This is a genomic window from Pseudomonas idahonensis (assembly GCF_037903935.1).
Classification (GTDB): Bacteria; Pseudomonadota; Gammaproteobacteria; order Pseudomonadales; family Pseudomonadaceae; genus Aquipseudomonas; species Aquipseudomonas danubii.
The window spans coordinates 4,269,197-4,290,013 of the sequence record NZ_CP149586.1; the positions used below are offsets into that span (position 1 = coordinate 4,269,197).

The window sequence follows — 20,817 nt, forward strand, 5'->3', positions numbered from 1 at the left end:
ATACCCATTGTTTACTGATGACTAACACATAGAGAGCGATGGTGGCACATCACCGATCCCGGGTATTTGCCGCATGTGCACCTTCGCCTTTCGCTCACTCATCCCATTACTCCGCTTGTGCTTGCTGTCCGGATGCGTGGCACCTCAGTTCCCATCATCTTCAGCCGACATTGTTCCATTCGAAACAGTCAAGGAAGCGATCCAGAGTACCGTGCCCGTGGTCCGTTACGGACGTTACACCCTCGTCGAGCTGGTTCCAGAGCATCACCAGCGCGACCTACTGCAGCAAGTGGTGGAAGTCACTATCCCTCCCAGACTGGATGCCACCGTAGGTGATGCGCTGCAGCATATTTTGTTGCGATCCGGCTATCAGCTCTGCGACCTGAGAGGAACAAGTCCACTCGCTACCTTGCCCCTGCCAGCGGCTCACTATCGATTAGGGCCGCTGTCATTGCGCGAAGGATTGCTGACGTTGTCAGGCCCTTGTCACAGGGGGGCTCAGGAACGGGCAGTGAGTTTCTCGGAGATCTCATCCTTGATCAGCAGGCGCTTTTCCTTGAGTTTCTTCAGTTCGTCGTCTGCGGCGGCGGCTGCTTCGGCCTTGAGCACCTGGTTGTCGATGCTGGTGTACTTGTCGAACAGCGCATTCAGGTGGGGGTCACTGGCCCGACGCTGTTGAATGTCCTCTTTGCTGCAGCTCAGGTCCTGGTAAAGGTCGTGGATCACCGGCATGGAACACCTCCGTGGTTGATGGCAACAAGGGCTTCATTACGCCCCTGCCAGTGATCAGAATGGGCTTGGCGCCCCGGGTCTGTCGACCGCCAATCAGACCAGCGGTAACCGTTCGTCACGGGCCCCTGTTCTGGATCAATTTCCGGCCAGGGCCTGGGCCAAAAACGCCGCGGTACGGCTGTTGCGCTGCGTGGCCACATGCGCCGGCGTGCCGCAGGCCACCAGGGTGCCGCCCTGGTCGCCCGCGCCCGGGCCGATGTCCATGACCCAGTCGGCCTGGGCCACCAGGCGCATGTCATGCTCGACCACCACCACGCTGTGGCCCGCCTCCACCAGTTTGTCCAACTGTTCCAGAAGACGGTCCACATCCCGTGGGTGCAGGCCGGTGGTGGGTTCGTCCAGCACGTACAGGGTGGCGCCCCGGGCATTGCGCTGCAGCTCGGTGGCCAGTTTGATGCGCTGGGCCTCGCCGCCGGAGAGCTCGGTGGCCGGCTGGCCCAGGCGCAGGTAGTCCAGGCCGATGTCGCGCAGCACTTGCAAAGCGCGACGGATGCCGGGCTGTTGCGCGAACACCGGCAAGGCCTGCTCGACACTCAGTTGCAGTACCTGGGCGATGTTCAGGCCCTGCCAGGTCACGGCCAGAGTCTCGGGGTGGTAACGGGCCCCATGGCAAGTGGGGCACGGGGCGAAGACGCTGGGCATGAACAGCAACTCGACGCTGACAAAGCCTTCGCCCTCGCAGGCCGAGCAACGGCCCTTGGCCACGTTGAAGGAAAACTGCCCGGCGTCAAAGCCGCGCTCCCGGGCGGCGGGGGTGGCGGCAAACAACTTGCGCACCTGATCGAACAACCCGGTGTAGGTCGCCAGATTGGAGCGCGGGGTACGGCCGATGGGTTTCTGGTCCACCTGCACCAGGCGCTTTATCTGCTCCAGGCCGGCACTGACCCGGCCGCCGCTGCTCTGCGGTTCATCGTCTTCCAGGTCCAGCTGCGGCGCCTCCTCGCCGCCGGCCACCTTACCCAGGTGGGCCCCCACCAGTTCCAGCAGGGCCTGACTCACCAGGCTGGATTTACCGGAACCGGAAACCCCGGTCACGGCGGTGAAACAGCCCAGGGGAAACGCCGCGTCCAGGTTCTTGAGGTTATTGCGGGTGATGCCCTCCAGGCGCAGCCAGCCCCGGGGCTGGCGCGGAGTACGCCGGGCCGGGGCCTGTTCGGCAAACAGATAGGCCCGGGTCTGGGAGGCTTCGACGGCTGCCAACCCGGCTGGCGGCCCGCTATACAGCACCTGGCCGCCGCGCTCCCCCGCCGCCGGGCCAACGTCCACCAGCCAGTCGGCGCGGCGCATGGTCTGCACATCGTGCTCCACCACAAACACTGAGTTGCCCGCGGCCTTGAGTCGCTGCAAGGCCTCGAACAGGGCCTGCGCGTCCGCCGGGTGCAGGCCCGCCGAAGGCTCATCCAGCACATAGATCACCCCGAACAACTGCGACCCCAATTGCGTGGCCAGGCGCAGGCGCTGCAACTCGCCGGACGACAGGGTCGGGGTGCTGCGCTCCAGGGCCAGGTAACCCAGCCCCAGGTCAGTCAGGGTGCTGACCCGTTCCAGCAGATCCTGGGCGATGCGTTGCGCGGCCAGGCGCTTCTCCAGGGACAGGTTGGGGGTATGCCGCACATCCGGCGCGCCACGGTGCTCCGGGGCACCCTGGGCATGGCGCTGCTGGCGCGCAGCCCGGGTCTGCGCCTGGCTCAGCACCTCATCACCGGCCGCCGCCTGCTCCAGGTAGTCGGCCGCCGCCACAGGCCGGAGCACCTCGGCCAGTTGCAGCAACGGCAGGCGCGACAGTTCGCCAATATCCAGCCCGGCAAAGGTCACCGCCAGCGCCTCGCGCTTGAGGCGCTTGCCCGCGCACAGCGGGCACGAGCTGCCGCGCATGAATTGCGACACGCGCTTTTTCATCAGCGCACTCTGGGTGTGGGTGAAGGTGTGCAACACGTAGCGCCGGGCACCACTGAAGGTGCCCATGTAGCTGGGCTCCTGTTGACGCTTGAGGGCTTCGCGGGTCTGCTCCGGCGTCAGCCCGGCGTACACCGGCACCGTGGGGGTTTCCTCGGTGAAGAGAATCCAGTCGCGCTGCTTTTTCGGCAGTTCGCGCCAGGGAATGTCCACGTCGTAGCCCAGGGTCACCAGGATGTCCCGCAGGTTCTGCCCCTGCCAGGCCAGAGGCCAGGCGGCCACGGCGCGCTGGAGGATGGTCAGCGAAGGGTCCGGGACCATGGTCGCTTCGTTGACCTCATACACCCGGCCCAGGCCGTGACACTCGGGGCAGGCACCCTGGGGTGTGTTCGGCGAGAAGTCCTCGGCGTACAGCATCGCCTGCCCCGGCGGGTAACTGCCGGCCCGGGAATAGAGCATGCGCACCAGGCTGGACAAAGTGGTCACGCTGCCCACCGAAGAACGCGTGCTCGGCGTACCGCGCTGCTGTTGCAGGGCCACCGCCGGCGGCAGGCCGTCGATCCGGTCCACATCCGGCACCCCCACCTGATCGATCAGCCGTCGGGCATAGGGCGCCACCGATTCGAAGTAGCGGCGCTGGGCCTCGGCATACAAGGTCGAGAAGGCCAGGGACGACTTGCCCGAGCCGGACACCCCACTGAACACCACCAGGGCATCCCGGGGAATGTCCACGTCGACATTCTTCAGGTTGTGTTCGCGGGCGCCGCGCACCCGGACAAAGCCGGAACTGTGGGTGGGCAGCGTGCTCGTCAGGGGATCACGGGGGGCGTTGCGCGAAGAAGTCATGGACCTGCCTGGAGTCGAAATTCGGGAAGTGTCGCAAACGGCGCGAGCGGCGATCATCACACAACCTGCAGGTGCCGGGGCAAGCCCTGAAGCGGCGGCGCGGAAAGGACTCAGGCCCCCAGCAAGGAGCGCACCATGGCGCTCAGGTCCTCGGGGCCGTAAGGCTTGCTCAACAGATGAGTGTCCGGGCTGAGCTGATGATTGCGCGAAATCATGTCCCGGGTGTGCCCCGAAGTGAACAGCACCGCAATCGGCGGTGCCTGGGTCCTGGCCCAGGTGGCCAGATCGGTGCTCTTGATCAGACCGGGCATCACCACGTCGGTGAAGATCAGGTCGACCTTGAGCCCTGCCATCAGCAATTGCATGGCGGCATCGCCATTGGCCGCGGTACGCACCCAGTAGCCCTCGTGCTTGAGCATTTCCACCGCCGCACTGCGCACATCGGCGTTGTCCTCCACCACCAGGATGCGTTCCTGCCCTGTTGGCCCACGCGCCGGGCAGGCCGATGCACGCTGGGCCTCCTGAGCGACACTGCGGGCGAAATACATCTGCACCCGGGTGCCTTGCCCGGGAAGGCTGAGGATGTCGATATGGCCGCCGCTCTGCTTGACGAACCCGAACACCATGCTCAGGCCCAGGCCCGTGCCATGGCCGTCGGACTTGGTGGTGAAAAACGGCTCGAAAGCCTGCTTGAGCACTTCAGGGGACATGCCGCTGCCGCTGTCGGCCACGGTCAGGCGCAGGTACTCGCCGGGGTTGATGTCCTTGCCGGTACAGAAGCTGCGGTCCAGCAGCAGATTCTCCGCGCTGATGCTGATGGTGCCCTCGCCGCCCATGGCGTCCCGGGCATTGATTGCCAGGTTGAGCACGGCGTTTTCCAACTGATTGCGGTCCACATGGATGCACCAGGGTTGGTCGGGCAGTTGCACCTTGATAGCAATGGTTTCACCCAGGGCGCGCTGCAGCAGTTCACCCAGCCCCTCGTACAGATGGCGCGGGTTGTAGATCGCCGGCGACAACGGCTGGCGCCGGGCAAAGGCCAACAGTTGGGCCGACAGCTTGGCACCGCGCTCCACCGCCGCCAGTGCGGCCCCGGTACGGCGCTGCACATTGGCGTTGTCCGGCTCATGGCGGGCCAGCAGGTGCAGGTTGCCGGAAATCACTTGCAGCAGGTTATTGAAGTCATGGGCCACGCCACCGGTGAGGCCGCCAATGGCTTCAAGCTTCTGTGCTTGACGCAACTGCTCCTCGGCGCTCAGCCGTGCATTGACCTCTTCCAGCACCCTCTGCTCGAGGTTGCGGGTCATTTGCCGCAGATCATCTTCGGCGGCCTGCCGGCGCTGCTCGGAAATCACATGGGCGGTGGTTTCCACGACGATGGCAATGACCCCGGCGGGTGCCTGGTCGTCACCGGCCACCGGGCTGTAGTAGAGGTCCAGCCAGACGTTTTCCGGTTCGCCGTTGCGCAGCAGCACCAGTTCCTTGTTGCGGTAGGACAAGGTGCCGCCACTGAGGCAGGTGTTCATCACGCCGCGATTGAACTCGGCCACTTCCGGCCAGCCCAGCTCCACCGCGCAGCCCAGCAGATAAGGGTGGCGCCCGCCAGCGAACACCGCGTAGGCATCGTTGTAGATCATGTAGCCCAGCGGCCCCCAGAGCATCACCATCGGCACCGGCGAGCCGAGCATCAGTTGCACCGTGCTGCGCAGGCTATGGCTCCAGTGCTGCAATGAACCCAGGCTGGTGACGGACCAGTCGAAGGCACGGATGCGTTCGGCCATCTCGCCTTTCCACCCCTGGCACCCGTGATGATCTGATAAGAACGGCATGAACGGACTCTACGAAAAACGTGATACAGCATGGATTTTCAAGAGGTTGCGCACAGCCTCCAGAGCCTTTGAGCACGGCCCGGGCGGATGGTTTCACGGTTTTCAGCCCTGGACCGGAAAACCTGGACACGCCCGGTTCAACAGCACTGAAGAGACAGGATAGGCGATCCCGGCCAGTCCAGGAGGACGCCAGCAAGCGCCTCCCGGACAACGGGCGGATTGCCCGCCCGCAAGGACCTCAGTCGGTGCCGTATTTCGGCGAGCGCGGACCGTACAGCAGACCGGTGCGTTGCCCGGCCGACAGCAGGCGCTGGCTGGTGATGCCGGCGATCGGGTGCCCGGCGTCGGTGGAGGTGTTGATGATCTGCTTCACCGCGGCAGTGATCAGCATGCCCACCAGGCCGCCGCTGTTGCCGCTGTTGCCTTCCTCGCTGGAGGCGCGAGCGCTGCCGGTCCACAGGGTGGTGCCGGTCTTGAGATCGACCAGGGTGGCGCTGGCGGTGACCACGGTCTCGCTGCTGATCAGCATGTAGCTGGTGCCATATTCCTTGACCGTGATGTACAGCCCGGCGTCGGCACCGAAGATCTGGTTGAGCTTGGCCGGCGACAGGCCGTGGATGTCCGCCGGGTTGGTCAGGCCGTTGTGGCGAAAGGTTTCATCCACCACGGCAATCGGCATCACGTAGTAACCGGCTTCGGCCAGGGGAAAGGTCACCTGGGACAGCATGCTGTAGGTGGCCTTGACGTCCGGCGACTCATTGAGCGGCGGCAGCACCAGGATCGACTTCGGCCGGGCCTGCTTGTAGGCCGAATAGTCCACGGTCTTGGGCGCGGCGCAGCCCACCAGCAAGCTGACACTCAACAGGCCCAGGAGGTTGCGCAAGGTGGTGAAGTTCATTGGGCGGCTCCCTGCTTGGCGTTCTTCAACAGAAAGTCCATGTACGAGGCAGACTCGGGGAACAGCGCCTTCTCGGTATTGAACTGCTGCACCATCTGGTCATCCTTGCCCAGGCCCGCATAGAGCATGCCCAGGTGGGCGTGGTAACCCGGCGGCACCGCCTTGCCGGTGGACTTGATCTTCTGCAGGTCGCGCTCCAGCGCCTCGACCTGGGCCTCGCGGGCTTCCTCGCCCTTGAAGTATTCGTAGGTCTGGGCCTGATAGGTTTCCCACTGGTACAGCGTCTTCGGCCCGCTGCAACCGGCCAGCAATACACAACCCAACAAGACGCTGGCCAGCAGTGGCCGCGCGGTGATGGTCTTGAACATGCTTACATCTCCCTGTTAGCAGTGTTGATCAGCGGCCGGGTTTCCAGGCCCCGGTATCGATGGCTTCGACCATGCGGTTGACCGCCTCGCGCATGGCCAGGTCCAGCACCTTGCCGTTAAGGGTCGAGTCGTAGGAAGCGGTGCCGCCAAAGCCAATCACTTCACGGTTGGACAGGGCGTACTCGCCGGCACCCTGGGTGGAATACACCACTTCGGAAGTGCTGATATTGACGATATTCAACGCCACCTTGGCGTAGGCCACCTGGGTCTTGCCGCGGCCGAGAATACCGAACAGCTGGTGGTCGCCGGTTTCCTTGCGGCCGAACTCGGTGACGTCGCCGGTGACCACGAAATCCGCGCCCTTGAGTTTCTGCGCCTGGCCCTTGATCGCCGCTTCCTGCTGGATCTCGCCCATGTTGTCGCGGTCCAGCACGTTGAAACGGTTGGTCTGCTGCAGGTGGGTGATGAGGATGGTCTTGGCCTGACCGCCGAGGCGGTCGACGCCGTCGGAGAAAATCCCGCGCATGTAGCTGGAACGGTTATCGAACTTGCCCACCGCCATCGGCACCCGGGCCCCGGTCCACACCTGGCTGGCGCTCTGGACCTTTTCCACCGGCAAAGCGCGGGAGCTTTCGGTGGCGCAACCGCTCATGCCCGTCAGCACCGCCAGTGCTGCAGCGGACAACATCAACTTCGAGATCACTCTCACTCTAGGTTCCTTTTTGAGTATCCATTTGGGTGCACCGTGTAGATGCACTTTCGCCCTGCCGTAAGTCTCTGGCCCAAGTCTGTGCGGGCTCGAAAAGCATCGGCGGGACGTTCTGAAACTTGATGCAGGGGGCATCATCGGCGGCGATTATGCCAAAGCGCCATCATGCCGAAAAGGAATAAAAAATCATTAGCGTCCACCTATGATCGCTCGCAAAACCTCGGGCCGGGATCTGTGTCGCCGCTGCCGCAGGCTGCGAACGGCTCCGCAGGAGACGCAAAAGTCCTGAGACCGCTAGAGGCCCGGCGGCAGATCGCCAAGCAAGGCCCTGCGGGCCTTTGCGCAGCCTCGCCAAAGCTCGGCAGCGGCTACAGGCCAGTGCCGAGCCAGGCTTTTGTAGCCGCTGCCGCAGGCTGCGAACGGCTCCGCAGGAGACGCAAAGTCCTGAGATCGCTAGAGGCTCGGCGGCAGATCGCCAAGCAAGGCCCTACGGGCCTTTGCGCAGCCTCGCCAAAGCTCGGCAGCGGCTACAGGCCAGTGCCGAGCCAGGCTTTTGTAGCCGCTGCCGCAGGCTGCGAACGGCTCCGTAGGAGACGCAAAGTCCTGAGACCGCTAGAGGCTCGGCTGCAGATCGCCAAGCAAGGCCCTGCGGGCCTTTGCGCAGCCTCGCCAAAGCTCGGCAGCGGCTACAGGCCAGTGCCGAGCCAGGCTTTTGTAGCCGCTGCCGTAGGCTGCGAACGGCTCCGAAGGAGACGCAAAATTCCTGAGACCGCTAGAGACTCGGCGGCAGTCAGCGAAAGTCCCGACTGCGCACGCTGATGCCATCCAGCAACGGGCTCAGATCCGTCAGGCGCCCGGCAATCAGGTGGCGCACTTCACCCACGGTTTCCAGGGTGCCGTCGACCTTAAGCAACTGCGAACCCACCAGTACCCGACGCTGGCGTTCGGCCAGGTCGCGCCAGACCACCACATTGACGTTGCCGAACTCGTCTTCCAGGGTGACGAAGGTCACCCCGCTGGCAGTGCCCGGGCGCTGGCGTCCGGTGACCAGCCCGGCCACGCTCACCGAACGCCCGTGCTCCACCTCCAGCAGTTCCCGGGAACTGCGGCAGCGCCGGGCCTTGAGCTGCGCGCGCAGCAGCGCCAAAGGATGGGGCCCCAGGGTGGTGCCGAGGCTGTGGTAATCGGCCTGCAAGTCTTCGCCGACGCTGGGCCGGGGCAGGTTCACCGGGGCTTCCTCCTGGCGTGGCAGCTCGGCAAACAGCCCCAGTTGCTTCTCCACCCCGGCCACTTCCCAGCGTGCCCGGTAGCGATCCCCGGCCAGCGCCCGCAAGGCGCCGGCATCCGCCAGCAGCTCCTGGGCGCGGACATCCAGCCGGGCGCGCTCGGCCAGGTCGGCAATATCGACAAAGGCCCGCTGCCGGCGGGCGCTCTCGATGCGTTGGCCGTCCTCCTGGCGAAAGCCCTTGATCATGCGCAGCCCCAGGCGCACGGCCGGCTGCCCGGACAGGCCCTTTTCAGCGCGTCCGGGTTGGGCAGGGAGCGGCTCCAGGCTGCAGTCCCAGTCACTGGCGCTCACATCCACCGGCAGGATCTGCAGACCGTGGCGCCGGGCGTCCTGGAGGATTTGATCCGGACTGTAGAAGCCCATCGGCCAGCTGTTGATCAGGGCGCAGGCGAAGGCCGCCGGTTCGTGGCACTTGAGCCAGCAACTGGCGTAGGTCAGCAAGGCAAAACTGGCGGCATGGGATTCGGGAAAGCCGTAGCTGCCAAAGCCCTTGATCTGCTCGAAGATCTGCGCCGCGAACTCGTCGCTGTAGCCGTTCTTGCGCATGCCTTTGCGCAGCCGTTCGCGGTGCGGCTCCAGGCCGCCATGGCGCTTCCAGGCGGCCATGGAACGGCGCAACTGGTCGGCCTCCCCCGGGGTGTAGTCGGCAGCAACAATGGCGATCTGCATCACCTGCTCCTGAAACAGCGGCACGCCCAGAGTTCGCTTGAGCACCGCTTCCAACTTCGGCGACGGATACGTCTCCGGCTCTTCACGGTTACGCCGACGCAGGTAGGGATGCACCATGCCGCCCTGGATCGGCCCGGGGCGGACGATGGCCACCTCGATCACCAGGTCATAGAAGTTCTGCGGCTTGAGCCGGGGCAGCATCGACATCTGCGCCCGGGACTCGATCTGGAACACGCCAATGGTGTCGGCGCGGCCGATCATCTGGTAAGTGGCCGGGTCTTCGGCCGGAATGCTGGTGAGGCTGTAGCGCTGGCCGCGGTAGCCATGGATCAGGTCGAAGCAACGGCGGATGGCGCTGAGCATGCCCAGGGCCAGGATGTCCACCTTGAGCAGGCCGACCATGTCCAGGTCGTCCTTGTCCCACTGGATCACCGTGCGCTCGGCCATCGTCGCGTTTTCCACTGGCACCAGATGGTCCAGGGGCTGCTCGGAAATCACGAAGCCGCCGGGGTGCTGGGACAGGTGCCGGGGAAAGCCGATCAACTGCCCGGTCAGGCTCAGGACCCGGCGCAGCACCGGGCTCTCGGGATCGAACCCGGCCTCCTGCAGGCGCTCGACACTGGGCGGCGTATCGCTCCAATGGCCGCAGCAGTCGGCCAGGGCATTGACCTGATCCGGCGGCAAGCCCAGGGCCTTGGCCACATCCCGCACCGCCCCGGCGCCGTGGTAGGTGCTGACCACCGCGGTCAGCGCCGCGCGATGCCGGCCGTAACGCTGGAACACGTACTGCAGCACCTCTTCGCGGCGCTCGTGCTCGAAATCGACGTCGATGTCCGGCGGCTCGTTGCGTTCCCTGGACAGGAAGCGCTCGAACAACAGGGTCGAGCGGTCCGGATCGATCTCGGTGATACCGAGGGCGAAACACACCACCGAGTTGGCCGCCGAACCCCGGCCCTGGCAGAGAATGTGCTGGCGCCGGGCAAAATCGACGATGTCGTGCACGGTGAGGAAATAACTCTCGTAGCCCAGGTCGCAAATCAGCGTGAGCTCCTTGTCGATCTGCTTCAGCACCTCGGCCCGAGCCCCGGCCGGCCAGCGGCGCAGAATACCGCGCTGGGTCAGCACCCGCAGCCAGGACCCGGCGTCATGCCCCTCGGGCACCAGCTCCCGGGGGTATTGGTAGCGCAGTTGGCCGAGATCGAAAGCGCAACGCCCGGCGATGGTCAGCGACTCGTCGAGCAGGATTTGGGGATACAGCCCTTGCAGCACTTCGATGGGCCGCAGGTGACGCTCGCCATTGGCGAACAGGCGCTGCCCGGCCTCGGCCACCGGCAGGTGATGGCGGATCGCGGTCATGGTGTCCTGCAGCGCCCGGCGCCCGCGCACATGCATGTGCACATCGCCACAGGCCACGGCCGGCAGCCCCCACTGCGAGGCCAGGGCCAGCCGCTGTTGCAGGCGCTGGGCATCGTCCTGGCCGCAATGCAGTTCCAGCGCCAGCCATAGGCGCTCGGGGAATATCTGGCGCAACCAGTGGCCATGGTCCGGCGCCGGGCCATCGTCCGCCAGCCACAGGGCCAGCAGCCCCGGCAGCGGTTCGGCAAAGTCTTCGCGCAGCAGGCGATAGCTGCCCTTCTCGGCCCGGCGCCGGGCCCGAGTGATCAACCGGCACAGGCCCTGGTAACCCGCCAGGTCCTCCACCAGCAGCACCAGGCGCGGGCCGTCCTCGACCTGCATTTCACTGCCAACGATCAGCTTCAGGCCGCTGTCGCGTGAGGCCTGCCAGGCCCGGACAATCCCCGCCAGGGTGCATTCATCAGTGATCGCCAGGGCCTGGTAATCCAGGGCCGCGGCGCGCTGGAACAATTCGGCGGCACTGGAGGCGCCGCGCTGGAAACTGAAGTTGGACAGGCAGTGCAGCTCGGCGTAAGCGCTCATGCGAACCAGCCTTGCAGGAGCAAGGGCCCGGACTCGCCGACCTGACGATAGGCCCAGCCCTGCTGGCCGGCGCAGGTTTCGATCAGGTAGTAGTCGCGGCGCACGTCGGCGCCGTCCCACCAGCCGGACTCGATGCGCTCCGGGCCCATGAGAATCCGCACGCTGCCTTCGTTCAGGGCCTGGGGTTCAGTGAACAGCCAGCCAGGACGGCGCAATCCGGGGCTGGCCGGACAGGGGCGCGGATCAGTCTGGGTCTGCCAACTGCGCTCCGGCCGGTGATCGGCGCGATGCCCCAGGCCCTGCACCGCGTCATCCCCCAGGCGGGCCCGCAGGCGTTCGCGCAACTGCTCCCAGGGCAGGTTCTGCTGCGGACGCGGATCGAACAGTTCAGTGTGCTGGGGCACGAACAGCGGCAAGTCCTCGGCCACCAGCCGCAGGTTGCGCACCGGCGCCGGCACCTGGATCTGCTCCAGGCGCCCGCGGGCCAGTTCAAACAGCATCGCCGGGTCGCGCTCGGCACTGAGCAGCCCCACCGGGATCAGGGTGTCGGCGCCTTCGGCATGTTCCAGGTGCAGTGCGAAACGCTGCACCCCGCTGTCGCGGCCACAGAGAAAGGCCGCCAGATCGGCGGTCAGCCGACGCAAGGGGAACAGCAGCGCCTGATGAGACAGCACATCGAAATTCAGCTCGATGCGCAGGTCGAAACGATCCGGCGGCTGATAGAACGCCAGCCCCAGCGGACGCTCGCCGAGCAAGGTGTCCAGGTGCTTGAGCAAGCGGCCGTCAAAACGCCGGGCCAGACTGGACCGGGGCAGCTCGCGCAGTTGCTCGAAGCTGCGCACCCCCATGCGCGACAGGGCCGTGGCCTGCTCCGGGGCCAGGCCCAGGCGCTCGATGGGCATGGCCCCCAGGGCCTGGACCAGGGCCGCGCAGTCGGCCACCGCCAAGCCGTCATAGGCATTGGCCAGGACCCGGGCTGCCGCCGGGTTGGGCGCGGCGACGATGCGATGACGAAAACCCAGGGCCTGCAACTCCCGGCGCAGGCGCGCCTCCAACTGCGGCCAGGGGCCGAACAGGCCCAGGCTGGACTCGATCTCCAGCACCAGGGTACGGGGGTAGGCAACGCTGACCTGGGAGCTGAAACCGTAGGCCCAGGCGGCCAGAAACTGCTGCCAGTGCTCGATCTGCTGCGGGTCGTATTCGGCGCTGGCAAAAGCCTTGGTCAGGGCCTGGGCAGCGGTCAGGGATTGCCCGGGGCGCAGGCCCAGCTCGCGGGCGGCGCCATTCACCGCCTGGATCACCCGGCGTTGTGGGGTGCCACTAAGTAGCGCCAGGGGCGCATCGGGTTCGGCGCGCTGACGCAGCACGGCGTCCAGCGCCAATTGCGGGAACAGAATGCACACCCAACGCATGCCAACCTCAGTGCCCGGCGGGCCAGGCAATAGGCGCCGGATGGGCCAGTCCGCCCCGGCACTTGAGCACCTGCAACTGCACAGGGCGGCCCTGCACGCTGATCCTCAAGGCCGCCGGTGACGGGTTGTGCGCGGCGTCCAGGGGCCGGTAGGCGAAGGCCAGGGTCTGGCCGCTTTCCGCCGCCACCTGCAAGCGCCGCAGGGCGCGGTCGTCGACTTGTTGCGGCCAGCACAGCACCGCGCCGCAACTGCCAGAACGCAGGCATTGCTCGGCGGCCCACAGGGCATCGCGCTCCCCGGCCTGGATGATCGACAGCTGGCGCACATCCACCCCGGCGTTCTGCCAGGCCTGGGGATAGGGCACGAACGGTGGCGCCACCAGCACCACCCGCTCCCTCGCCATGGTCAGCCGCGCCAGGCTCGGCCACAGCAACTGCAGCTCGCCCAGGCCCTGGGCGGCGATAAGGATTTCCGTCAGCGCCGCCTCCGGCCAGCCGCCCGTGGGCAGCACCGCATCCAAAGCAGCATGCCCCGTCGGGTGCAGGCTGACCGGCGCAGCCGCAGGGCGGCCTTTCCACACCCGTCCGCCATTGAACAGGGTATCCAGTGCGACCACGGCGCCCATCAGCCTGGCCTCACCAGACCGCAGAACACACCTTCGATAAACAGTTCGTGGTCGTCGGTAACCTCGATCGGCTGATAGGCCGGGTTGCGCGGCAACAGGCGAATGCCCTGCCCCTTGCGCTCGAAACGCTTGATGGTGACCTCGCCGTCCAGTCGGGCGATCACCGTCTGGCCGTTGCGCACCTCACTGCTGCGGCGCACCGCCACCAGATCGCCGTCGAGGATGCCGTCATCGATCATCGAATCGCCCTGGACCCGCAGCAGGTAATCCGGAGTGCGGGAGAACATCCCCGGGTCCAGCCACAACTGACCGTGTATTTCGGCATCGACGCCAATCGGCGCACCGGCGGCCACCCGCCCCAGCACCGGGATCTCCAGCAGCTCCGGGCGCCGCGGCTGATTGAGCAGGCGAATGCCCCGGGCCTGATGGGGGTTGACCTCGATAAACCCGGCCTCGGTCAGCGCCAGCACATGCTTGCGCGCCACGCTGCGCGAGGCAAAACCGAACGCCTCGCTGATTTCAGCGAGGCTTGGGGGCTGGCCATGATCGGCGATGCGTTCGCGAATAAAGGTCAGGATGGCACTGCGGCGGGGGGATAAAGTCGTCATGGAGTACATTTGTACTCCTCTCGGATTTATCTGACAAGAACCGCCAATCAGTCCTGCCAGGAAACCAGCGTAGAAGTCGATGAACGCCCTCAGCCACCGGTCGTCAAGCGCCCTTCAAGGCTGAATCCGGCCGCCAGCTGGCATAATATGCCAACGCCTTTCCTCAAACCCCCAGCCCAGGAGCACGGCATGCCAACGCGAAACGTTGTCCTCACCGCCCACCAAGAGCAGCTCATCAACAACCTGGTCAAATCCGGTCGCTATCAGAACGCTAGCGAGGTCATGCGCGAAGGTTTGCGTCTGCTGGAACAACGGGTTGCCGAGGACGCGGCGAAAATCGAGGCATTGCGCCAAGCCACTGCGATCGGTATCGCGGACCTGCAACAAGGACGCTTCAGCCAGGTGCGGGAAGAAAACCTGCAGCAATACCTGGATGAGCTGGGACTGGAAGCGGTCGCCACGGATCAAGAGCAACACTGAGAGGGTCCAGTAGCGGATTTCCAATGCCGCCCGAACCGACATCGTCGACGCACTGCGGTTTTCCCAAAGGCACTTTGGCGAAGCGGCCCGGGTCCGCTATCAGGCCTTGATCCTGCGAGCCCTGCACGATCTCGCCAGCAACCCACAGCACGTTGGCAGCCACGAGCGTGACGACATCGCACCGGGCCTTCGCAGCTACCACCTGTTCCATTCCCGCCAACACTCCCGGCACCCTCAAGCCCAGGTCAAGAAACCACGACATGTCCTGTTTTATCGAGTGATCGATGAGAGCCTGATCGAAGTGGTCAGGTTGCTGCATGACGCCATGGACGTTCAGTTGCACCTGCCTGCCCAATGATCGCCCCCCCCGCAGGAGCCGGCTTGCCGGCGAAGCCGCCAGAAAGGCAGGCGCCCCGGGATCAGCCGCGCCGCAGGATCTGGTCCATCACCCAATCGGTCTTCAGGGCTTCGCTGGCCAGGGCCGGGTGCCGGGTCTGGCCGCGAATATGGGCGTTCATGCCCTGCACGTGATGCCACTGGATGTGCACGGGGTTGTCGATGACCAGGCTCAGGGTCTCTTCGGCTTCAAGTTGCAGCGGATGCTCGTCGAACACGGAAAAGCTGATGCGCCCCTGGCTGCCGATGATCTCCACCCGGTCCACCCGGCGGTCGGCGACGAAGTTCCAGGCGCCGCTGCCCAGGGCCCCGCAAGCGAAGCGCCAGCTGGCGCTGACTGCATCCTCGGCGGCATACAGCCCGGCCTGGCGAGAGCTGATGCCGGCCACCTCGACGATGTCGCCCAGCAGGTACTGGAACAGGTCCAAGCCATGGCTGGCCAGGTCGGCGAAATAACCGCCACCGGCAATCTGTGGGTCGGTCCGCCAGTTGGCCGCGCCGCTGCGGTCGGCCTCGGAGGCGGCCTTGCTCAGGCTCCAGTGCAGGTGCCGGACCTCACCGATGCGCCCGTCCGCCAGCCATTGCCGCACCTGCCGGAAACGCGGCAAGGAACGCCGGTAATAGGCCACGAACAAGTGCAGCCCGGCCTGCTCGAAGGCCTGCTGCATGGCCAGGCTCTGCCCGGCATGCAAGGCCATGGGCTTTTCCACGCAGCAATGCTTGCCGGCGGCGGCCACTTGCAGGCTGTAGGCGTAATGGCTGTCGGGGGGCGTGGCGATGTACACCGCGTCCACCTCGGGGTCGTCGATCAGGGCCTGGGCATCGGTGTACCAGCGGGCAATGCCGTGGCGCTGCGCATAGTCGCGCACCGCCTCGGGGCGGCGGCCCATCACCGCCACCAGCGCCGAACCCGGAACCTTGTAGAAGGCCGGGCCGCTCTTGCGCTCGGTGACACTGCCGCAACCGATCATGCCCCAGCGTACGGTGGGCAGCGACCCGACCTCGGTGTTCATTTCGGCGCTTGCAACGCGCGCAGATCGAGCTGACCGTTGTGCAGCGGCGGGCACCAGTAGTAGCCACCGGTGATCGGCCGGCTCATGCGGTACAGGCCGTCGACGATGCCGTCTTCCAGGCCGCTCATGCGCCGCAGCTGGACTTCGAAGGCGTTCAGGCTGTGACCGAAGGCGAGGAACATCAGGCCGCCCTTGTCACCTTCGATCCAGGGCATCGAACGACGCACCATGAAGGCCTCCGGGGTGAAGCTTTCCTGGGCGGTGCGCTTGACGTGGGCCGATTCCGGGGCATCGTCCAGTTCTTCGTTATCGCTCAGGCGCCGGCCGATGATGTGGTCGCGCTCTTGCTGGGGCATCGCGGCAAAGCCCTTGAAGTCGTGCTGCCACTGCTGGATCGCGGCAAAACTGCCACCGCGCAGGCCGTCTTCACCCTCGGCCAGCGCCGCGGCCACGGCGGCCTCTTCATGAGGGTTCTCGGTGCCATCTTCATAACCGGTCAGGTCGTGACCGCTCTTGTGGCGGAAAGCTTCCTGCATGCCGACCAGACGAAAGGCCGGGGCCAGCGCGGCCTCCAGCTCGTTGCTGCGGTGCAGCAGCTCGCCGCGCTCGTCACCGTGCAGCCAGACCCACAGCGCGTGCTGGGTCGAAGGGTTGTCGACGCCGACGCCGGTCAGTGCCGGGAATGCCTTGAGCCCTTGCACCCGAGCGCCCAGGGCCTTGACCAGCGAGGCGCCAAAGCCTGCGACCGCCGTTGCGCCGTCCACCCGTGCCAGCAACTGGTCAAGGGCCTGGGGCAACGCCTCGATGGACTCAAGGGCAAAGAACAGGTGACGGGCCTGGGACGGAACGGGTGCAGCGAGGATGCCGGGCTGGTAGTAACTCATGGGAACTCCTGAATAAAGGCCGCGAGTTTACCGCCCTGAGCTGTCGGCGTCAGCGTCGATACAGACAGGCGCGCAGCGGCGATGCAAGGTCGTGGTGAAAATGCCGGGCCGGGATCTGTGTAGCCGCTGCCGCAGGCTGCGAACGGCTCCGCAGGAGACGCAAAAGTCCTGAGATCGCTAGAGGCTCGACGGGCGATCGCCAAGCAAGGCCTTGCGGGCCTTTGCGCAGCCTCGCCGAGGCTCGGCAGCGGTTACAGGGGCGGTCTTCAATGCAGCGCCGCTTCTTCGCGAAAGGCGCTGGGGCTCAGCCCGGTCCAGCGCTTGAAGGCCCGGCGGAAACTGCGCACGTCGCTGTAACCCACCTCTTCGGTGATGCGTTCGATGGACAGCTCCGGGTTGCCCAAGAGGTTCAGGGTCCGCGCCTGGCGCACCCGCTCCAGCAGGGCTTCGAAGGTCAGGCCGTGTTCGGTCAGGCGCCGGCGCAGGGTGCGCCCGCTCATGTTCAGGTCCCCCGCCACCTGCTCGATATGGCTGCCGGCCCGCAGGTCACGGCTCAGGGCGCGCTCCACCGCCTGGATCAGGTCCATCTTCTGGTGCACCTGGGCGCTTTCCAGCTCCAGCAGCTTGAGGGCCTGGCGCAAGGCCACTGGGTGATGATTGGGCAAGGGCATCTGCAGCCAGCGAGCCTCGATCACCATGCGCGCGTGCAGGCAGCCGAAGCGGACATGGGGGCCCAGCAACTGCCCGTAGAGCTCGGCGTAGGCCGGCGCGGCATGCATGAATTCCACCCGCAGGGCCTGGAAATCCCTGCTCAGCAGGGCCCGGCCATAGATCAGCAGGCTGGCGAAGAACTCTTCCGCAGCAAAGATCTGCACCTCGCCGTAGGGCAGGCGGCATTGCAGTTCGACAAAGAACTCCTGGCCCTGACGCCCGAGATCGGCGCTGACGATGGTCCCAGAGGTGTGCTGATGACGGATGCCCAGCTCGAAGGCGTCCCCCAGGGTCCGGCACAGGGACAGGGCATGCCCCAGCAAGCCCAGGGTGCCCAGCACATTGCGGCTGCCGACCCAGAGCCCCAGGCCTTGCTGGGGCAGCGTCGCCAGGGCGCGCTCGATCATCGCCACCGCCTGGCGGTAGGAGATGCGCAGGGTCGGGTCCTGCAGGTCTTCCAGGGTGAAGCCCAGGCCGCGACACAGGCGTTCGGCGCTGATCCCTTTGTCAGTGGCGACGTCCGCCAGGGTCTGCAACAGGAAGGGTGAAACCAGGGCCAACTGGTCGTGGGGATCGACGGCTTTGATGTGCATGGGTATCGGCTTCCGGGCCGCTTGAGCGGCTGTTTTTATTGTCTGCTACGGCCGGTGCCAAGGCATCACCGACCGCTGCAGCATATCCCGTCCCACGGGGTTTTACGGAGGAATGTAACAAAGCATTGCGGCCTGTCCGACAAAGTTCCCCTCCCTGTCCGCCAATACCCTGCCCCACGCCCGGCCCAAGGCTTATTTCTATGGGGCCTGCGGCGCGCCTGCCGCCGCGCTCCTCACTAACAATAAGAATGAGCCCAACCATGCACCCGACCCGCCTCACTCGCTCTCTGCCCCTGCACCTGGGCGTAGCCCTGGCCACCTGCGCCAGCCTGAATGCCCTGGCCAGCGAATCCGGGGTCGACAACATCGGCCCCGGCACCGACGGCTTCTACGTGCTGCCCCTGAGCCCCGACCAGCTCCCGGAACACATGTTCGCCTTCAACCTCTACTACAACCACTACCAGGCCAAGAAGCTCGACATCAGCGCCTTTGGCGGCAAGGTGCAGGAAGTCAAGATCACCTCCGACGCGATCATCCCGCGCCTGGATTACCTGAGCCCGCTGCGGGTCTTCGGCGGCCGCCTGGGGGGCTACGTGGCGCAGCCCTACCTGCGCCAACAGGTGTCGCTGTACGGCCAGAGCGACCGCCGCGAAAGCATGGGCGACACCACCTTCGCGCCGATCATTCTCTGGGACCTGGGGCCCAGCCTGACCCTGGGCGCGGCCGTGGAAGTGACCCTGCCCACGGGCCAATACGATGCCGAGCGGCTGGCCAACACCAGCAACAACTTCACCACCTACAAGCCGCTGTTCTCCATGACCTGGCTGCCCAGCGAACGCACCGAGCTGTCGTTCAAGACCACCTACAGCTTCAACCGGGAAAACCACGCCACCGACTACCGTTCCGGGCAGATCTTCCACTTCGACTACTCGGCCAGCTACCGCCTGACCGACAACCTGAGCCTGGGGCTCAACGGCTACTACCTGAAGCAGACCAGCGACGACAAGCAATACGGCAAGACCGTGACCTTCATGGGCGAGGACGTGAGTGACGGGGTGCGCGGGCAAGTGTTCGCCATCGGCCCGGCGCTACACCTGCGCTTTCTTGAATACGCCAGCGCCGAAATCCGCTGGGCCAAGGAATTCGACGTGGAAAACCGCCCCGAGGGCGACATGCTCTGGGCCAAGCTGAGCATTCCTTTTGCCCTGTGAAACCCGCGGCAGACTTGAAGCCGCTACGGGTTCGGCGGCAGATCGCCAAGCAAGGCCCTGCGGGCCTTTGCGCAGCCTCGCCAAAGCTCGGCAGCGGCTACAGACGGTTGCCGGGCCGCGCTTCGTGTAGCCGCTGCCGCAGGCTGCGAACGGCTCCGAAGGAGACGCGGGAATCTTGAGGCCGCTCGAGGTTCGGCGAGAGGCCGCCAGGCAAGGCCCTGCGGGCCTTTGCGCAGCCTCGCCAAAGCTCGGCAGCGGCTACAGGCGGTTGCCGGGCCGCGCTTCGTGTAGCCGCTGCCGCAGGCTGCGAACGGCTCCGAAGGAGACGCGGGGATCTTGAGGCCGCTCGAGGTTCGGCGGCAGATCGCCAGGCAAGGCCCTACGGGCCTTTGCGCAGCCTCGCCAAAGCTCGGCAGCGGCTACAGGGCGTGGGATCAGTACACCGGCCAGCGGTCGACGATGCGCCCGCCGCGCAGCGCCAGCAGGTCGCCAAATTGCAGGAGCACCGCTTCGCTCTGCTGCGGACGCAGGAAGACCTGGTCGTCCACCTGCAGGCCCACGGCGCGGGAGCCGTTGACCATCTCCTGGTTGGAACTGCGACCGAACAGCTGGTTGCTCTGCAAGCCCGCCGGCGATTCGAAATCCGCCAGCCAGTGGCCGCCATAGATAAAGAAAGTCTGGCGCTGGTTGCGGTCCCACCAGGACAACAGCCGCGACTGGTCGTCCAGGGCCGGAATCCGCACCGGCCCGGTGCTCTTGAGCACCGGGGTGGCGATAAAGGCCGCCGGCACATGCTGCTCCAGGGAGGGCAGGTCGTAGTGACTGGGCTTGAGCAGCGCAGTGCCCACCGAGACCTCGCTGCTCAGGCGTTCCTGCTCGTGCCGGCGATAGCTGGGGCTGCCGGCGGTGTTCAGGGTCAGCTCGGCCTGCCACAGCGCCGGGTACTGCTGACGGGTGAAATCGGCAAAGCCGTTGTAGCGCTGCATGACCTTATCGAACAGGCTTTGCGGCGACCCGAGAATCCCCGGTACGCCCATGTCGACAAAGGGGTCGTAGCCCATGAACCCGGCAAACTCCAGGTGCCGGGGGTTGGCGCTGATCAGCGCCAGCATCCGCCCGAGCACGGCGTGGTCCGCCACGCCGCCACGGTGCAGCCCCACATCCAGCTCGATGTTGATGCGCATCCGCGTGCCCAGGCCTTGGGCCAGCCCCAGGTATTGCTGCAGGCGTTCGGGAGTATCGAGCAGCCATTGCAGTTGCCGGCGCGGGTCGAACGGGCCCTTGAGCTGCTGGTAGAAGCGCTCGGCGGCGCGGATCGGCAAGGGTTTGCCCAGGAGGATATCGGCGTCGGCAAACACCTCGGCGTCGTGGTTGAGAAACGGCTGGTGGAAGGACATCAGGCGCCGGGTGCCGGCACGCTGGGCGATATAGGCCAGGAGCCCCGGCGACGGCAGGGATTTTTCCACCAGGCGCAGGTGCTTGCCGCCGCGCTGCACCGATTGCATGACCACATCGATGTTGTGGTCCAGGCGATCCAGGTCGATCAGCATCACCGGCTGCATCGGCCCGTTGGCCTTGAGCTCGCGATTGAGTTCGGCGAAATAGGGGCTGTAGGGCGCTCCCCGGTCGCCGGGCCGCAGCCAGGCACCGA

General features: G+C 65.8%; 17 protein-coding genes and 1 pseudogene. 4 read left to right on the forward strand and 14 right to left on the reverse strand.

The features are described 5' to 3' along the window. Positions 1-73: 73 nt before the first annotated feature. A pseudogene (locus tag WIN67_RS19210) lies at positions 74-484 on the forward strand (pilus assembly protein PilL); the annotation flags it as partial. Positions 485-498: 14 nt separating this feature from the next. Here the strand turns inward: WIN67_RS19210 and WIN67_RS19215 are convergent. The 10 genes from WIN67_RS19215 to lexA all read right to left on the reverse strand — a co-directional run bounded on the left by WIN67_RS19215 (position 499) and on the right by lexA (position 13,887). Then, a complete protein-coding gene (locus WIN67_RS19215) occupies positions 499-732 on the reverse strand; it encodes a DUF465 domain-containing protein (RefSeq protein WP_102864849.1) in 234 nt (77 codons plus the stop codon). 135 nt (positions 733-867) lie between these two features. Then, the gene (locus tag WIN67_RS19220; protein ID WP_339069879.1) at positions 868-3,534 is read right to left on the reverse strand and encodes an excinuclease ABC subunit UvrA; all 2,667 of its coding nucleotides are present in this window, start codon (positions 3,532-3,534) and stop codon (positions 868-870) included. Positions 3,535-3,644: 110 nt separating this feature from the next. Further along, positions 3,645-5,363 (reverse strand): ATP-binding protein, encoded by a 1,719-nt coding sequence (locus WIN67_RS19225; protein WP_296413331.1) that lies wholly within the window; start codon positions 5,361-5,363, stop codon positions 3,645-3,647. 238 nt (positions 5,364-5,601) lie between these two features. Further along, positions 5,602-6,261, reverse strand: coding sequence for a DUF799 domain-containing protein (locus WIN67_RS19230; RefSeq protein WP_102864846.1), 660 nt, complete (start codon positions 6,259-6,261; stop codon positions 5,602-5,604). Next, entirely contained in the window at positions 6,258-6,629 is a 372-nt protein-coding gene (locus WIN67_RS19235; RefSeq protein WP_306396140.1) for a DUF4810 domain-containing protein, read from the reverse strand. The genes WIN67_RS19230 and WIN67_RS19235 overlap by 4 nt, the downstream gene beginning before the upstream one ends. Before the next feature lie 28 nt (positions 6,630-6,657). Next, on the reverse strand, positions 6,658-7,317 hold the full coding sequence (locus WIN67_RS19240) for a CsgG/HfaB family protein (protein WP_110596672.1): 660 nt from the start codon (positions 7,315-7,317) through the stop codon (positions 6,658-6,660). An 811-nt stretch (positions 7,318-8,128) separates the two neighbouring features. Continuing rightward, a complete protein-coding gene (locus WIN67_RS19245) occupies positions 8,129-11,233 on the reverse strand; it encodes an error-prone DNA polymerase (protein WP_339069880.1) in 3,105 nt (1,034 codons plus the stop codon). Further along, entirely contained in the window at positions 11,230-12,645 is a 1,416-nt protein-coding gene (locus WIN67_RS19250) for a DNA polymerase Y family protein (protein WP_339069881.1), read from the reverse strand. Before WIN67_RS19250 ends, WIN67_RS19245 begins: the two co-directional genes overlap by 4 nt. Before the next feature lie 7 nt (positions 12,646-12,652). After that, positions 12,653-13,270 (reverse strand): translesion DNA synthesis-associated protein ImuA, encoded by a 618-nt coding sequence (imuA, locus tag WIN67_RS19255; protein ID WP_339069882.1) that lies wholly within the window; start codon positions 13,268-13,270, stop codon positions 12,653-12,655. Further along, positions 13,270-13,887 (reverse strand): transcriptional repressor LexA, encoded by a 618-nt coding sequence (lexA, locus tag WIN67_RS19260; protein ID WP_102881589.1) that lies wholly within the window; start codon positions 13,885-13,887, stop codon positions 13,270-13,272. The genes imuA and lexA overlap by 1 nt, the downstream gene beginning before the upstream one ends. A 180-nt stretch (positions 13,888-14,067) precedes the next feature. Here lexA and WIN67_RS19265 point away from each other — a divergent pair, with 180 nt between their 5' ends. After that, positions 14,068-14,358: a type II toxin-antitoxin system ParD family antitoxin gene (locus tag WIN67_RS19265; RefSeq protein ID WP_339069883.1), complete on the forward strand. Its 291-nt coding sequence runs from the start codon at positions 14,068-14,070 to the stop codon at positions 14,356-14,358. A gap of 16 nt (positions 14,359-14,374) precedes the next feature. Continuing rightward, positions 14,375-14,716, forward strand: a complete 342-nt coding sequence (locus WIN67_RS19270) for a type II toxin-antitoxin system RelE/ParE family toxin (protein ID WP_258381504.1) — start codon at positions 14,375-14,377, stop codon at positions 14,714-14,716. Positions 14,717-14,777: 61 nt separating this feature from the next. Here WIN67_RS19270 and WIN67_RS19275 read toward each other — a convergent pair whose 3' ends face one another. From WIN67_RS19275 to WIN67_RS19285, 3 genes are all read right to left on the reverse strand, one after another. Further along, the gene (locus WIN67_RS19275; protein ID WP_110653250.1) at positions 14,778-15,767 is read right to left on the reverse strand and encodes a Gfo/Idh/MocA family protein; all 990 of its coding nucleotides are present in this window, start codon (positions 15,765-15,767) and stop codon (positions 14,778-14,780) included. Continuing rightward, on the reverse strand, positions 15,764-16,651 hold the full coding sequence (locus tag WIN67_RS19280) for a Dyp-type peroxidase (protein ID WP_300244661.1): 888 nt from the start codon (positions 16,649-16,651) through the stop codon (positions 15,764-15,766). The genes WIN67_RS19275 and WIN67_RS19280 overlap by 4 nt, the downstream gene beginning before the upstream one ends. Before the next feature lie 266 nt (positions 16,652-16,917). Beyond that, the gene (locus WIN67_RS19285; RefSeq protein WP_339069884.1) at positions 16,918-17,955 is read right to left on the reverse strand and encodes an AraC family transcriptional regulator; all 1,038 of its coding nucleotides are present in this window, start codon (positions 17,953-17,955) and stop codon (positions 16,918-16,920) included. Between the two features lie 260 nt (positions 17,956-18,215). Between WIN67_RS19285 and WIN67_RS19290 the strand changes: the two genes are divergently transcribed. Then, positions 18,216-19,166, forward strand: coding sequence for a SphA family protein (locus WIN67_RS19290; protein ID WP_110596665.1), 951 nt, complete (start codon positions 18,216-18,218; stop codon positions 19,164-19,166). Positions 19,167-19,600: 434 nt separating this feature from the next. Here the strand turns inward: WIN67_RS19290 and WIN67_RS19295 are convergent, their stop codons facing one another. Next, positions 19,601-20,806, reverse strand: coding sequence for a DSD1 family PLP-dependent enzyme (locus tag WIN67_RS19295; RefSeq protein ID WP_181430903.1), 1,206 nt, complete (start codon positions 20,804-20,806; stop codon positions 19,601-19,603). Positions 20,807-20,817: the final 11 nt, after the last annotated feature.